Source organism: Lysinibacillus irui (genome assembly GCF_028877475.1).
Lineage (GTDB): Bacteria > Bacillota > Bacilli > Bacillales_A > Planococcaceae > Lysinibacillus > Lysinibacillus irui.
In genome coordinates this window covers 1355205-1370615 of record NZ_CP113527.1, presented here as the reverse complement: position 1 = coordinate 1370615, position 15411 = coordinate 1355205, and the positions used below count along the sequence as shown (strand labels likewise).

Sequence of the window (15411 nt, the reverse complement as noted above, 5' to 3'; positions counted from 1 at the left end):
TTTATTCATTTTTTTGAAATTTACTATTTTAGCTTAGGCAACTATTGTGCTACAGTAAAACTAGAAATCATCTAGAACCATTGTCACAAAAAAATTAGATGATCTACCTATTTTTCATTGACTATACTCGGAGGAATTTTTATGAAAATTATCGAGGCTTTAGCCCTAGCAGCACCTTATATTCATCTTGCATTAAAACAAGAAGCTATTGTAGCTGTTGTTGAAAAGGAAAGTGAAACAGTCGTTAAATATTTGGCAGGTAAACGTGTGGATACCGGTGATAAAGATGGACAAAAAGTAAATCCTAATGATCAGAATGTTTACATTGCCTTTAATGGACAAAATGCAGATGTGATTATTCCAGAGGAGGTATACGGCGTAGCCCTTAATGCTTTTTCATTCCCCATTCGTGAAAATGGTCAAGTTGTAGGGGCATTGGCTTTTGGTCTACCAATTGATAATGAACTAAAGCTCGAAAAATATATGGGTACCATGGATAATATTATCAACAGTCTACAAGATAAAGTACATACCATTGCTTCTCATTCAGAGGAATTAGCGGCGACAAGTGAGGAAATTAATAAGCAAGCGCAGCACGCATTAGAGCATTCTGAGAAAACAAATGCAGTGACCGATTTAATTAAAAGTATTTCACGCCAAACCAATTTACTAGGTTTAAATGCATCCATTGAGGCAGCTCGTGCTGGTCAGCATGGTGCAGGCTTTAATATCGTGGCACAAGAGGTTCGAAAATTGTCCTTTGAGACATCCAGCGCTACTGAAAATATAGAAACTTCTTTACGAAATATTAATAGAAATCTTGAAAATCTAAAACAAAATATGGGACAAGTCAATGATGCAACGAATGAGCAGGCACAGCTCGTACAGGATTTTAGCGAAATCATTGAAGAGCTGACTGTGCTTAGTCGTGAAATGAAAGGCTTTATGCATAATGCCTTAAAATAAGTGAGGTGAACAATTTGCAGATCACAATTAATCAAGAACTCTCTTTACGGACAATTTCCCTTGGGGACACAGAAAAAGTATTTGCCTTAACGAATGCCTCTAGAGAGTATCTAAAAGAATGGCTACCATGGTTGGATTATACAAAGGAGGTAGCAGATACACGCGCTTATATTGAGAGCTGTATCAAAGGACATGAAGCAAACAGTAGCCTCTCTCTCGTTATTGTCTTTAGAAACGAAATTGTTGGCATTGCTGGCTTTAATTCTATTAATGCTACTAATAAAATTGGGACGATTGGTTATTGGCTTAGTGAAGGAGCACAAGGGCATGGTATCATGACCAAAACAGTTAAAGCCTTATTACACTATGCCTTCGAAACATTGCAGCTTCATAAAGTAGAAATCCGTGCTGCTGAGGCCAATTACAAAAGTCGCGCGATCCCTGAACGACTTGGTCTAGTTAAAGAGGGGACGATTCGTGCAGCAGAATGGCTCTATGATCATTATGTAGATCATGTGGTCTATGGCATGCTCAAGAGTGAATGGCAGCAACAAAAATAAAAGTAGCGACCTGATGATAAATTCATCAGGTCGCTTTTATTAGGATTGTTCTACTGTTTCCTTCGTCTCTACGGCTTCAACAGGTGCTTGCTTTTTTTCTAGACCTAAAGCAATTTGTTCTAGTTCTGGTCGCAATGTATGCTTACCCGCATAACTTTCAATCAGTTCTTTCACATCAATCCCTGACGTTTCTTTTAACGTTTCCTGTAGTGTAGACATTAAATTGGTTGCATAGGATGTGACTTTATTCGCTCCACTGCCTTCTCCACCACCAGTATCGACAACTGTAATCTTATCGATATTGCCAAGTGGGCTTGCAAGCTCTTTTGCATACTCTGGCATCATGCGCACAACCATATCCAGCACAGCTGCTTGACCATAGTATTCAAAGGCTTCGGCAATCTTACGTTTAGCTTCAGCTTCTGCAAGACCGCGTAGACGAATAATATCTGCCTCTGTCTCCCCTTTTGCTCGTTCTGCATCCGCTTTAGCAAGACCGTCCAAACGAATTTTCTCCGCTTCCGCTTTTGCCAATGATTCAATGCGATATTTCTCTGCATCTGCCTGAGCAAGCTCTCGCATTTTTTCGGCTTCAGCATTTTGCTCTACCGCATAACGGTCAGCGTCCGCCTTTTTCTTCACTTCAGAATCATATTGCTTCTCGCGACGTAAAATCTCTTTTTCTTCTAATTCAATTTGCTTTTGACGTTCAATAATGCGAATTTGCATCTCTTGCTCCGTTACTTCCTGCTTTGCACGAGCTGTTTCAAGCTCATATGCTTGGTCAGCACGCGCTTTAGCAATATCCTGCTCGCGACGGAATTCTGCTACTTTTAATTGGTTTTCTTTTTCTGCTTCCGCAATTTCTGTTGCACGCTCTAATTCCGCCTTCTGGGCTTCCTTAGACGCCTCAGCACGCTTAATACGTGTTTCCTTCTCTGCATCTGCTGTTGCAATATCAGCATCACGTTTCACCTGTGCGATTCTTGGCTTACCTAGTGAATCTAAATAACCGTTTTTATCTCGTACATCCTTAATCGTAAAGGATACAATTACAAGACCCATCTTCGCTAAATCCTGCGAGGCCACACGTTGAACCTCCTGTGAGAATTTATCACGGTTTTTGTAAATCTCCTCCACTGTCATGGAACCTAAAATTGACCGCAAATGACCTTCTAACACTTCACGGGCTTCACCTTCTCGCTCCGCTTTTTGCTTTCCTAAAAATTGCTCTGCAGCTGTAGCTATTTCTGTGATAGAACCCCCAATTTTGATGATGGCTGTACCATCTGCCATGACCGGAACACCTTGCTCTGTGTACACTTCTGGCGTAGTCACTTCTAGTTTACTAGATAATAAACTTAACGGCTGTGCTTGCTGGAAAATGGGAAATACGAATGTACCTCCCCCACGAATAATTTTTATACGATTTCCTGACTCATCCTTATGTACATTTTTTGAGCCAAGATAGCTACCTGTCACAATCAGTGCTTCATCAGGACCCGCCGTACGATACTTTGTCACATACAATCCGACTAGCGCAATTAAAACAAACGCTACAATTCCTAATACAGTTAAAATTTCGGTTGACATAGATGTATCTCCCCTTTAAACAAATTTTTTCTCATACGTTCTAACAAAAAGTGTACCGTCCTTCACATCCACTACAAGTACGGTCTTATCATAAGCAATCGCTTCATTATCATAGCCAGTTGCCCGCTTTGAAATCATGCCGCTTGTCGTTTCGATGACAACCTCTCCAAAGCCATCTACTGGAATGGGAACAATGACTCTCCCTAATTGCCCACCTAGTGATTCCTCGGTATAAGCTAAAGAAACATCAGCAGACCGTAGCGGAACGAGAACGAATAAATAAAATAAAGTACTTAAAATAGCGCCAATGATACATGCAGCAATGATATTCCAAACGCTAGAGAATAAGGCTAGTTTTTCTAAAATAAATCCTGCTGCTGACATCAACGTAATGAAAGATAGAATGACACTCGGATTCAAAATGGGTAGTCCTTCCCCAATACCTTCGACAGCATCACCAAAAAACATAACTAATATTGTGGCAAGGCCAGCGAAAATCAAAACCACTAAAAAGATTTGTTCGAGTGAATAGCCAAATAGCGTCAAGTTGCTCACCCCTTTTCATCATATTACCTACTATACGGATGTCACATAGGAAAGTTTCAAAAATTTTCAAATATTTTCTTCAAGTATTATTTTTTTCTTTATGTCGAACCATGTTACAATAGAAAGGAATTATGGCAACTAAGGAGATACGGCATGAAGCTTTCGACTATCATCAATTTTGTTATTTTAGTATTTTTCACGTTATTATTCGTCAATGATTTCTTTCCTGACACTGCGATGGCTGCACTATTAACTAAAAAAATAATTCTACTTATATTAGTTGTTTTAGTCATCATACAGCTAGCTATCGACAAAGGTAGATATAAAAAATTATCCAAAAAGGCCTATATTGGTTTAACACTATATACAGTCGCGCTATGGATTGTTTTAACATTGCTTGGTGGTCAATCACAAATTGGCTTATCGTTCACAAGTCCTCTATTCTATATCATTGTTGTGTTGCTTGGACTTGATTTACTGCGTATTTCACGCCAAAGCAAACGGGAACAAACAGAAGAAAAAACAAAATAAGATTAGTGGTATCCGTCACTTCTACGGCTTAATCCACCGTTTTTTCTTTTCTATCCGTCACATTGTAGCTTTTATCGGGCAATTTGGCGTTTCTATCTGTCTTCAAGATAAAAAGCATGTCACCGACTGGCTCTCCAATCGGTAGACATGCTTTTTTAAGATTCTAATACATTTAAAATTTCATCCAGTTCATTAACAGCTAGATCTAAGCGTTCCTTTGCCTCGATATTTTGCTGTTTTAAGTGACTAAACTCTAGCAAATTTTTCTCATGTTTTAATTTGATTGATGATAGACGTTCAATTCGTGCCTCTACCTTTTCTATTGCTTGCTCACAGACTGTTGTCCAAAGCTTTTCTGATTGCTGCATTTCCGTTGTAGATGGGTTGTGTTGTCGCATAATTCGAACATACACCATTTCTATTTGTTCTATTAATTCCGAATAAAAATGTCGCTCAACACGAGTAGTTTGGAATGTTGGATGCTCTACCTCTTTTGCATATGGAGTAATTTGACGTAAGAGCTTTCCAGCATTTTCACCGAATGCATGCGATAAATTCAAGACATTCATTAATTGCAATAATAAACGGATTTCTTCTAAATTAATAAGCTGTGAATCGATGCTTTCCTTTAATTTTAAGGATTCCATATAGCGTCGATCAAAATGCTCAATTTCGCCGTTGCGTTGCTCTACTAAATGGACACTTGCATTATCTTTTAAGCTTTTAATATAGCGAATAGCATGGCTTTTTAGCTCTTCTATTGACAGCAAGTTGTCATTGTCTTGTTGTGGTTTTCCTCGTTGAACATACGCAAATGCATCCATTTTTTTGGGCCATTGTGCTGCTGGGGTTTCTTTTGAGACATTATAGCATATATAAATTCCGTGCATTCCATATCCTCCAAGTCCATTAAACAAGTATCTCTAAAGACAATAAATCGAATACGGTAATTTTTCAAGTAAAAAACTTTTAATAATTGAAAATCCTTCTTTTTAAGAATAAATCAAAAATCCCGAATAGTATACTATTCAGGACTTTACTATTTTTCAGAAATCAAGACTTACCCCTTTACAAGCTTGATTCGTACACGATTCGAAACATATTCCACGACTAGAAAGAATAACAAGCGCCAATAAAATAGAGCCTACCTGTGACCATTTGTAGGCGTTCGTCGCAAAAATTAAATGGGCCCCTATGTGGTAAAGGAAATACAATTCGACATGACAGAGCTAATTGCTGATTATATTTTAAAGCATTCTTCCTTCCAAGCAACCTGTAATCTTAACTGGCAAGTAACGTTCTAAAAAACGTCACCCAATTCCTTGTGAGTTTCACAGGAAATGGGCGACGATTAATTGATTTAGGCGTCTTGTCGTATTTCTTTAATGCTTTTACCTTCTGTAAAGGCATGAATGGATGTAATAGTGCCGACTGATTTAAAGTTTGCTTTGGCATAGACTTTCGCAACCTGCTCACTAATCGGTAAAATCCAAAGATACTCTAGTCCGAGCTTTACTGATTGTTGTTGGATATGCTGCAATATATAGCCGATTAGGCCACGTCCTCGATAGCTTTCAAGCGTTGCGACACTCTCAATCCGTCCTTGATTTCCTGAGATAAATATATTTGCTGTGCAACAAGCCACACCACCAAGTTTTAATAAATAGTACGTAAAGTTTGGTGAATGATAGGTTTGCTCAAATGCCTGTTTAATTAGAGTAGGCTCCCCAAATGCAGAAATGCTCATTTCTATTGATAATGCTTCCTCCATATTCGTATCTGTTACCCGTTCAATTTGAATCGCAGGATTAGGCGTTAGTTGCACATACTCACCATTCCAACACTGGATATCATCCTGAAAATCTTCATATTGGAATCCGTTCTTCTCTAGTGCATCGAGACAAGAATGATTGTCTTCCACGTTGTATAGATACATCCGCGGGATCAGTGACTTTGATTGATAAAAATCCTTTATGTCTTGCAAAAAAGCATCGGGATGATCAATCTTTCTCCAAATATGTGCATGATTTGCATCATAATAGGTTGGGATTGTCTTATTGTAAAATAAGGCTCCCTCTTTCCATTCTTCCATCTCACTAAAACTCTTTAAATAATCGATATCAAGTTGCATAATACGTTCTAAATTAAGCATTTCCTGTCCCCTCTTCCATCCAACGTTCATATAACTCCTCTAATTGCTTTTCAAGCTTCTGTCGTTGCTCTGTTGCAAGCGAAGGTTCCTGTAGTTTTGCCTCTATTTTTTCAATTTGTTGGTCAATCGAAAGCTCTTTCTTTGCTGGCTGCACTTTTGCGAGTATTTCTTTTTCAACCACTTTTTTCTTGGAAAATTCCTGTCTCTTTTGTCTTGCCCATTCATAATCTCCCTCAAAAACATGAATGACTTGATCCTCAATCCACGCCGTTTTCGCAAAGATCTTCTGTAGGAAATAGCGGTCATGTGACACACCAAGAATAGTCCCCTCAAAGGATTCCAGTGTCTCTTCCAATACCTCTCTTGCTTCAATATCCAAATGGTTGGTCGGCTCATCTAATATCAATACATTAATATCCTCATGCATTAATTGTGCCAGGCGTAAGCGCATTTTTTCTCCGCCACTTAAATCCTTCACTTTTTTAAAGACATCATAGCCATAGAACAAAAATCGTGCGAGAATATGACGTGCTTCAGCCTCGGACACTGCGACACTCTCTCGGAAGGCATCAATTAAACGAATAGTAGGATTATGATGTTCAAACTGCTGAGATAGATAGCCGAATTTCACATTACTACCGATATGGCAGACACCACGATTGGGTACAATTTCTCCTACTATCATTTTTAATAAAGTTGATTTCCCACTACCGTTGCTCCCAACAATGGCTACCCTTTCCCCAAAATAGACGGCAAGGTTGCTGTCCTTGAATAAAGGTTTATCATATCCGTGATGAATAGCCTGTAGGTGCACCACCTCTTTACCACTGCGTTCAGCCATCGTGAGAGCTAAATTCATTTTCTTTTTAGTGATCGGCTTCTTCACTCGCTCAATGCGCGCTAATGCTTTCTCCATACTTTTAGCACGTCGATGCATGGAGGCATTGGGTGGGTTTGCTTCATTCGCCCACTGCTTTAATCGTTTTATCGTTTCCTGCATTTTTTTAATTTTCTTTTGCTGCTCTTCATAGTCAGCAAACTGCTGTTCAATCTTCGCCTCTTTTTGAGCCATAAAGGCATCATAATTACCGTTATATGTGAATGCCTCTCCATCCTCAATTTCAATAATTTTATGTGCTATTTGATTCATAAAATGTCGGTCATGAGAAACGACAATAACAATGCCATCAAAATTTCGCACATAGTGTTCCAGCCATTCAATTGCTTGCATATCAAGATGGTTTGTTGGTTCGTCCAGTAATAAAATCGAAGGCCTTTTTAATAAAATTTGCCCAAGCATCACCTTTGTTTTTTCTCCACCACTTAAGCTACTAAAAGGCTGATCCAGCATATCTGTAATGCCAAGTCCATTTGCAATCATTGCCAACTGTGCTTCTACTTCATATCCCCCTAGTAACATAAACTGCTCCTGAACTTGCCCGTATTGTAGCAGTATTTTATCTGTTACAGCCGACTGCATCTCTTGCTCAAGTGCCGTCATTTTAGCCTTTAAAGCATAAATATCCGCAAATGCCTCCTCCAGTACTTCTTGCACAGCATGTAGTGGATATTGCGGGATTTGATGTAAGTAGCCAATTGTGGCATCTTTACTTTTGATAATACGTCCCTTATCCGGTATATCTACGCCTGCCAATAGCTGTAATAGAGTAGTTTTTCCACTTCCGTTCACGCCAACAATGGCCACATGTTCACCGCTATTGACCTCAAGCTGTAAATTTTCAAATAATATATTTCCACCCATAATTTTTTGTATTTGTTCAGCTTTCATTTGCATCGTTTTTTCCTCCAATGAAACGTGCGAAAACATCTTTTAAACACAAAAAAGACTGCTCATTAACAAGCAGTCTTCTTCTCATTTACATTTGTGAAAAAGAATGGTTAATTCGCTACGTTTGTTATTTGATTTTGCTTAAAAATGGACAGACCTATCCCGTTGTTAGCAAAATCAAAAGTAATTACACGTGCAAAATACATAGCTGTATCCACTTTTACACATGTTTTCGTAGCGTTTTTATTCATTCCTTTTCACCTCCGTTCGTCATAGTTATTTGTATCATAACATTATTCAGATTATTTGGAAAGGGTTAAATTTATTAAATTTTTCCATGTTACATGGCATCATTGACACTAGATGCTCGAACAATTAAAAAAACATGAAGGATGGGTCATTACCCTCTCCCTCATGTTTTCGCTTTTTTCACAAACATTTTCACCACAGGCACAAGGAAAACCGAGACCACTAATACACGAAATAATTGGAAAGCCGTAACAATCGTGACATTTGCGTGTACAGAAGCAGCGATAATCCCCATTTGATCTAGCCCACCTGGTACAACGCTTAAAAAGCCTGTCCTAAAATCGAGCTTATACAAACTAGTCATAATAAATGTTAACCCGTAGGCTGCGCCGATAAAAATGCCTGCTGATACAAAGGCATAAAAAATATGCTCCTTTGATAAATGTAAATCCTCTTTTTTCAAAAGTAATCCAATATAAATACCTATCATTAGTTGAGCAATATGCAAAAGGGATAATGGCAATTTAGGCACTTCTATCCCAGCCATATTAATGCCCATCAATAAAAACACTGGACCAAGCATATAACCTGTTGGAATTTTAAGCTTTTGAGCAAGCCACCCAGCTAGTCCACAAACAACGAGGATAGCAACAAGGCTCCATGAATATGTTCCCTCAATAAGGGAGCTATTGCTACCAGCGCCTGCCACCATTAATGGCACAAAGCCAACGATTAAAAGAACACGAAGGATTTGAAAAAAGGTGATGACAGCCATATCCATATTTCCTTGCTCCTCCGCAAATGCTACAACCTGTGACATTCCCCCTGGTACACAGCATGTCAGAGCAGTAGCAAAATCTATATCTGTACGTTTGGCTACAAGAAGACTCACAGCGAAAAATAGCACAATAAATAACACATTTAAAAGGATCATGCTCCCTAAAAAGAGCTTAATATCCTGAACGGCCTCCGGTGTAAAGGCATAGCCGATAGAATATCCGGCTACAATTAAACCAAAATTACGGAAATAATGATGCCATTTCAATTGTACATTAGTTGACAATTGTACAATGAGCACCGCTGTAATCGCACCTAATAGCCAAGGCATAGGAATATGTAATAACTGAAAAACAACAGCGCCGATGAGGCCAATACATAATGTGATAAGCATATGTTTATCAAAAACAAACATTTTAGCAACCCCTTACAACTGGATAAGCCTATTATGACCTTTATTACCCCTTTTTTCTACCAGACTGACTTTGAGCTGTCTGCTATTGCTAAAAAAGAACCTGTTATGGAGGAAATTTAACCTCTTATCCAACAATTTATCCTGACTAAAATTTTCTATGCTACATTAGTATTACTTGATTCAGCGTTTCTCCAACCGGAGAATAAAGGAGGCCTCCTATGAAAATTCATCTAACCATCAATCATGAACTTGAAGAAACAGAGGTTCATATACACGCCAAGGAATATAACGAACAAATTGAAAGACTGATGAAACAGCTGCAAGCATCCCAAACTACTATGCTAGATGGATATTTTCAACAAGAAATTCATCTACTAAAAATCTCTGAAATTTATTCCATTTACGCAGAGGATGCCAAAGTATTTTTGCAAACGGATGAACATGAATTTGAGTCAAAGCGAAAATTATATGAGCTAGAGGCACAGCTAGCGAAAGACTTTGTACGAGTAAGTAAATCCACCCTTGTTAATATTCAAAAAATTTCTTCCATTCAAATGGGCAAAATCGGTACAACACAACTCCTTCTTGAAAATGACGTAGCCATTCATGTCAGTCGAAAATATTTAAAAGAATTAAAGCGACACTTAGGTATTGGGAGGGATTCATAGCATGAGGTACTTACGCATGATGATTATTGGACTACTCATTTCACTTAGCTCTTCGTACATTTTAGTCACGTTAAGCCTCCTATCAAGCAATGAAGTTGCATTAGGTACAGAGTTACTAGAACAAATTATTATCGCAGCCATTCTTGGCATTGCAATTGGACTGCTATCCATCATTTTTGATATTGAGCCATTGCCTTTTACGATACAGCTTCTATTGCATTTAGTAGCGGTGACAGCATGTGTATTAACCGCGGGCTATTTTGGTCATTGGTTTGATTCCGGTGTATGGTATGTACTGATCGCAGAAGCCATTATTTACTTGATTGTTTGGTGTATTCTCTATGTTCTTCAATTAAATGATATTGAAAAAATGAATCAAGAAATTCAAAAGAGAAAGGATTAGCCTAGATGACCCTTGCGATAGAAGTTGAAAATTTATGTAAACAATATGGTGAACATCAAGCAGTCAAAGGCATTTCATTTACAGTTGAACAAGGCACGCTCTTCGCTTTTTTAGGTGCTAATGGTGCCGGAAAATCAACAACAATTGAGATTCTATGTACATTATTAAAAAAATCCAGTGGTCAAGTAACCATTAATGGTTTCACGCTTGATGCAAGCAATCAAAATGCGGATATCCGTAAATCGATCGGCGTTGTATTCCAACAAAATTTATTAGATGAGCGATTAACAGTGCGTGAAAACATTTTACATCGAGGCAGAACATACGGTTTATCGAAAAAACAGCTTGCCGAAAACTATCAATTTATCTCTACGTATTTACATTTAGAAGATATTGACAAGCACAAATATGGAACATTATCTGGAGGACAAAAAAGACGAGCTGATATCGCTCGCGCTCTTATTCATCGTCCTCAAATTCTATTTCTAGACGAACCGACCACAGGACTAGACCCTCAAACAAGACAATTTGTTTGGCAGGCCATTAAGCAGCTTCAACTTGAAACCAATATGACCGTTTTTTTAACAACACATTATATGGAGGAAGCTGCAGTCGCCCATCAAGTTGTTGTCCTAAAACAAGGGAAAATTGTCGCACAAGGGACTCCTGATGCGTTAAAGACTAAGTATACTTATGATTCAATGGCCCTTGTTTTCAAGCATCCTATAGATGGCGTCAAATGGCTTGAAGAGCTTGCCATTCCCTACACCGAAAAACAGAACATCTATACGATCCGTTTGGATTCTACTCTAGAAGCGCTCTCCCTATTAAAAAAGGCTGAGCCACTTATTTCCTCCTTCGAGGTCATTAAAGGGTCTATGGATGATGTCTTTATTCACATAATGGCAGAGGAGGATGTAGCTTAGTGGAAGCATTGTTAACTTTAGTCCAGCGTAATAGTAAAGTATTTAGGCGAGATAAGACTCAAGTCTTTTTTTCGCTACTATCAGTCCTGATTGTCATTGTGCTCTACGCTGTATTTCTCCAAAAGATGCAAATTGATGCCATTGAACAAATAACCGAAGCGACACCGGAATTAATTACCCTTGTCAATGAATGGCTTGTAGCAGGATTACTGTCCATGATTGCTGTTACTACTACACTTGGGGCATATGGCATTGCCGTAAAGGATCAGGAATCCAAAACGCAGGCGGATTTTTTAACAGCTCCTCTTTCCCGTGCCACTATACAGATGAGCTATGTAGTTAATGCACTGATTATCGGAAGTATTTTTACCTTTATCGCCCTAATTGGCTGCGAGATATTTATTGTAGCAACCGGTGGTGAGCTTCTTAGCTTCCAAAGTTTTGTTCAAGTCATCAGCATTTTATTTTTAGCTGTCTTACTTGCAAGTGTCTTTAACTTATTCCTTTCGCTATTTGTTTCAACACAAAGTGCTTTCTCAACATTAGGAACAATCGTCGGGACAGTACTCGGATTTCTATGTGGTGTCTATGTACCACTAGGCGCACTACCAAACTTTGCTCAAAATTTAATTATGTACTTCCCTATTAGTCATACAACATTATTATTACGAAATGCTTTTATGGAAGGCTCTATTGCTCAAGTATTTGATGGTGTGCCAACTACCTATGTTGAGGATTATAAAATCAATTATGGCATCATCTATGACCTTCATGGAAATATACTTAGTACGTCAACTAGTTTTTTCATTATAGTCAGCACAACTATCATACTAGCAGCTGCGTCTATCATGCTTTTCAAAAGAAAATATAAATAAAATTAGTTAATAGAATATGTACCAAGTCTTCCCCTCTGTCGAAACAGCTATCTATAAAGTCAGATTAATAAATACCTCCCTAAGTAATCTAATAACCTGGGAGGTATTTATTGGTTATAATGTGTATTTTGTGATCAATCATACTTCCAATTAGAAAGCATTTACATTTCGAGTAGTCTTACTTCTAACGGATAAAACATGGGAAAAAAAATGCTGGCTCCAGCCTGTTTTATCGTATATAGTAATTTTAAAACAAATGATTTTCAACTTCGATGGAAACCATTATTTTAATGACTTCCAGAAACCTCGTGTCTATTTACTACTAATGAGCCTCCATTTCCTCAGCAATTTCCTCCCCTGTTAATGATTTCGGATAAAATGTGGGCCAATTATCCAGCTCCTCTAACAGCTCTGCACGATCATCACCAAAGTAAATATGAAAATGTGTTGATGCTTGATCTGAAATAATATGGTCACTAAATTGTACATATGTTGGCGCTTGTGAATTTTCATCTGTTTGCTTGAATATATAGCGAACGCCACGATTACCTTTGTCATATGTTAAAATCTCATATCCATCATACACATATGTACCTGTAACAACTTCTCCATTCCTATAAAATATCATTGTATTTTCGGCAATTTCAATTTGTGTGACATCTGTTTGGTAGCCAACTTTGTAATATTCCTTATATTCCTCAGCCGTTTTATCGCCATGAGCAGCTTTATGCTCTAATACCCCATCTAATGTTCCATCTAACAAATAGGAATAGACAGATTGCCATTCACCTTGCCAATTCGTTAATGGGCGATCTGTAATATCACTATCCTCAAAATAACCTTTGGAAATCTGTTTATCCTTATCTGTTTGTTCCCCATGGCTGTGATTGTGATGTTGTTCATGGTCCTCCCTATGCTCTGTCGCTTTAGCAACCACATCCTCCTCTTTTTCTTTCTCCTGACACGCCACTAAAGTAGAAGCAATTGTTGCTACTGCAAATGGCACTAACCATTTTTTATTCATTGTTACCCTCCTTGTAAATAGTAATGTTTACGATTTAAAACTATATAGTAATCATTACGATTTGTAAATAGTTTTCATCATCTAGGGTTATTTTTTCGCTTATCTAGTATTAGTAAAAATTTAAAAGCTTCCCCAACATATTGACACATCGTTTATAAAACGAATTGTTTTCATTGATTTTTTATAAACATTTTGTTATTTTAAATATAAATTAACAAACGAATATCAAAAACGTTTGTTAAATAGGAGGATTTCTCATGGATGTAAACGAACTATTTTGGCAAGCTCCTATCAACGACCTCAAAAAGGGCTACATCGACGAAAAGACACATTTCACTTGCTTATTGTGCGGTGAAAAAGTAGAGAAAGGGATTATATATCCCTATGAAGGCTTACTGTATGAAGCGGAAAAAATGATGCAGCAACATATAACAGTTGCACACCAATCTGTCTTTCATTATTTAAATGGTCTCAATAAAAAAATGACAGGCTTAACAGAACACCAAAGTCATATTTTACGCTTATTTTATGAAGGTAAATCCGACCAGGATATAAAAGAGGAATTAGAGATTGGAAGTGCCACGACTATTCGCCACCACCGTTTTGCGTTAAAAGAAAAAGAACGCCAAGCCAAAACATTGTTGGTAATGATGGAGTTATTGAAGGAACAAGATCAGAAGGAGGAACCATTTGTGCCTATTCATAAAACAGCTACAATGGTGGACGATCGCTACAACGTCACCCACTCGGAAGAACAGCAATTATTAGAAAAATTCTTTCCACATGGTATCGGCAAGGAGCTAGTACGTTTCCCTAAACGAGAAAAGCAGAAAATTGTAGTACTCCGTGCCATAACAAAGCTATTTGACGCAGAAAAACAATACACGGAAAAAGAATTGAATGAAGTAATCAAACCGATGTATGAAGACTATGTCCATATTCGTCGCTACTTAATTGAATATGGATTTCTAGACCGAAAAGCAGACGGTAGTGCCTATTGGGTAAAAAAATAAGAAAGCGGGTTTTTCACATGGATCAGAAAAAAGAGTTAAAAGAAATGTATAAAGACATGAAAATTGAAGCAGGCGTTTTTACAATGACTAATACACAAACAGGAAAAGTGTTTGTCGGTAGCTTTAATAACTTGAAAAGGCTAAATGGCTTTCAATTTATGCTAAAAACAAATACACATACCAATAAAGAGCTTCAAGCTGATTACAATACGTTTGGCCAAGATGCTTTTGAAGTGAAAATTGTTGAATATTTGAAGAAAAAAGAAGAGGGCTATTTCGATGCTAAAAGAGAACTCGAAAAACTAGAGCAAAAATGGCTGGACACGTTAAAGCCTTTTGGTGAGCGTGGTTATCATTCTTAATTTTACATGAGCGCATTTACTCTAATAAGATAGGTAAATGCGCTTTAAACTTTTGCATGCATTGCGTTTAGTTAGTTTCTTTTAATCCAATTTCCTTTTGGGCTTTTTTTGTTAGCTTACTGTAAACGAGCTCATACGAATGTTGGATAAGTTGCTCTACCAAATCCATAGGGACATCTGTAGCATCCATATAAATCGAATTCCAATGAGTCTTATTCATATAATAGCCAGGTATAATGCTGGCATATGATTCACGTAAAACCTCTGCACGAGCAGGCTCACATTTTAACGTAAGTACTAGTCTCCCCTTTCCATCACCACCAATCATGGCATACATCTTCTCACCAATATGATAACGGTCTGCCTGCCATTCTTCCTTATAGTCATGGGTTGTTGCGTGAAGTTGTAGACAATAAGCATGAATCTTTTCCTTTTCCATCCTACATTTCCCTTTCATTCCATAAGCTTTGTTTTACTTGTTATCTTGTTCTTAGAATGAAGATAACAAAAACACACGTTCGATTATAGTCAGTATAATCGAAAACGTGTGTAGAAAATAGCG

18 protein-coding genes are annotated in these 15411 nt (G+C 37.8%); 9 read left to right on the top strand and 9 right to left on the bottom strand.

Features of this window, described 5'->3' with window-relative positions; genetic code table 11:
• Positions 1–141 precede the first annotated feature (141 nt).
• Complete coding sequence (locus tag OU989_RS06560) at positions 142–966, top strand: methyl-accepting chemotaxis protein (RefSeq protein ID WP_274796322.1); 825 nt, start codon at positions 142–144, stop codon at positions 964–966.
• A gap of 14 nt (positions 967–980) precedes the next feature.
• Positions 981–1526, top strand: a complete 546-nt coding sequence (locus OU989_RS06555; protein ID WP_274796321.1) for a GNAT family N-acetyltransferase — start codon at positions 981–983, stop codon at positions 1524–1526.
• Positions 1527–1565: 39 nt separating this feature from the next.
• Here OU989_RS06555 and OU989_RS06550 read toward each other — a convergent pair whose 3' ends face one another.
• Positions 1566–3119: a flotillin lipid rafts scaffold protein FloT gene (locus tag OU989_RS06550; protein ID WP_274796320.1), complete on the bottom strand. Its 1554-nt coding sequence runs from the start codon at positions 3117–3119 to the stop codon at positions 1566–1568.
• Positions 3120–3134: 15 nt separating this feature from the next.
• The gene (locus tag OU989_RS06545; RefSeq protein WP_274796319.1) at positions 3135–3665 is read right to left on the bottom strand and encodes an NfeD family membrane protein; all 531 of its coding nucleotides are present in this window, start codon (positions 3663–3665) and stop codon (positions 3135–3137) included.
• Positions 3666–3818: 153 nt separating this feature from the next.
• Here OU989_RS06545 and OU989_RS06540 point away from each other — a divergent pair, with 153 nt between their 5' ends.
• Positions 3819–4196, top strand: a complete 378-nt coding sequence (locus OU989_RS06540; protein ID WP_274796318.1) for a hypothetical protein — start codon at positions 3819–3821, stop codon at positions 4194–4196.
• A gap of 155 nt (positions 4197–4351) precedes the next feature.
• Here the strand turns inward: OU989_RS06540 and OU989_RS06535 are convergent, their stop codons facing one another.
• From OU989_RS06535 to OU989_RS06510, 5 genes are all read right to left on the bottom strand, one after another.
• Positions 4352–5086, bottom strand: a complete 735-nt coding sequence (locus tag OU989_RS06535) for a hypothetical protein (protein WP_274796317.1) — start codon at positions 5084–5086, stop codon at positions 4352–4354.
• 470 nt (positions 5087–5556) lie between these two features.
• A complete protein-coding gene (locus OU989_RS06525; protein ID WP_274796316.1) occupies positions 5557–6348 on the bottom strand; it encodes a GNAT family N-acetyltransferase in 792 nt (263 codons plus the stop codon).
• Positions 6341–8143, bottom strand: a complete 1803-nt coding sequence (gene abc-f / locus OU989_RS06520) for a ribosomal protection-like ABC-F family protein (RefSeq protein ID WP_274796315.1) — start codon at positions 8141–8143, stop codon at positions 6341–6343. Before abc-f ends, OU989_RS06525 begins: the two co-directional genes overlap by 8 nt.
• Before the next feature lie 104 nt (positions 8144–8247).
• Positions 8248–8388, bottom strand: a complete 141-nt coding sequence (locus tag OU989_RS06515; protein ID WP_004232534.1) for an RAxF-45 family protein — start codon at positions 8386–8388, stop codon at positions 8248–8250.
• A 161-nt stretch (positions 8389–8549) separates the two neighbouring features.
• Positions 8550–9578 (bottom strand): AbrB family transcriptional regulator, encoded by a 1029-nt coding sequence (locus OU989_RS06510; protein ID WP_274796314.1) that lies wholly within the window; start codon positions 9576–9578, stop codon positions 8550–8552.
• Positions 9579–9796: 218 nt separating this feature from the next.
• Here OU989_RS06510 and OU989_RS06505 point away from each other — a divergent pair, with 218 nt between their 5' ends.
• Genes OU989_RS06505 through OU989_RS06490 form a run of 4 tightly spaced genes read left to right on the top strand, consistent with a single transcriptional unit; the run spans position 9797 to position 12450 of the window.
• The gene (locus OU989_RS06505; protein ID WP_274796313.1) at positions 9797–10246 is read left to right on the top strand and encodes a LytTR family DNA-binding domain-containing protein; all 450 of its coding nucleotides are present in this window, start codon (positions 9797–9799) and stop codon (positions 10244–10246) included.
• Between the two features lies 1 nt (position 10247).
• Positions 10248–10649 carry a DUF3021 domain-containing protein gene (locus tag OU989_RS06500; RefSeq protein ID WP_274796312.1) on the top strand — a complete coding sequence of 134 codons (402 nt, stop codon included), beginning with the start codon at positions 10248–10250 and terminating at the stop codon, positions 10647–10649.
• Positions 10650–10654: 5 nt separating this feature from the next.
• Entirely contained in the window at positions 10655–11575 is a 921-nt protein-coding gene (locus OU989_RS06495; protein ID WP_274796311.1) for an ABC transporter ATP-binding protein, read from the top strand.
• Positions 11575–12450 (top strand): ABC transporter permease, encoded by an 876-nt coding sequence (locus OU989_RS06490; RefSeq protein ID WP_274796310.1) that lies wholly within the window; start codon positions 11575–11577, stop codon positions 12448–12450. The genes OU989_RS06495 and OU989_RS06490 overlap by 1 nt, the downstream gene beginning before the upstream one ends.
• 322 nt (positions 12451–12772) lie before the next feature.
• Here the strand turns inward: OU989_RS06490 and OU989_RS06485 are convergent, their stop codons facing one another.
• Positions 12773–13474: a ZinT family metal-binding protein gene (locus OU989_RS06485; protein ID WP_274796309.1), complete on the bottom strand. Its 702-nt coding sequence runs from the start codon at positions 13472–13474 to the stop codon at positions 12773–12775.
• A gap of 257 nt (positions 13475–13731) precedes the next feature.
• Between OU989_RS06485 and OU989_RS06480 the strand changes: the two genes are divergently transcribed.
• Both OU989_RS06480 and OU989_RS06475 read left to right on the top strand, forming a co-directional pair.
• Positions 13732–14487 carry a DUF2087 domain-containing protein gene (locus tag OU989_RS06480; RefSeq protein WP_274796308.1) on the top strand — a complete coding sequence of 252 codons (756 nt, stop codon included), beginning with the start codon at positions 13732–13734 and terminating at the stop codon, positions 14485–14487.
• A gap of 17 nt (positions 14488–14504) precedes the next feature.
• On the top strand, positions 14505–14849 hold the full coding sequence (locus OU989_RS06475; RefSeq protein ID WP_274796307.1) for a GIY-YIG nuclease family protein: 345 nt from the start codon (positions 14505–14507) through the stop codon (positions 14847–14849).
• A gap of 67 nt (positions 14850–14916) precedes the next feature.
• Here OU989_RS06475 and OU989_RS06470 read toward each other — a convergent pair whose 3' ends face one another.
• On the bottom strand, positions 14917–15288 hold the full coding sequence (locus OU989_RS06470) for an MmcQ/YjbR family DNA-binding protein (RefSeq protein ID WP_274796306.1): 372 nt from the start codon (positions 15286–15288) through the stop codon (positions 14917–14919).
• Positions 15289–15411: the final 123 nt, after the last annotated feature.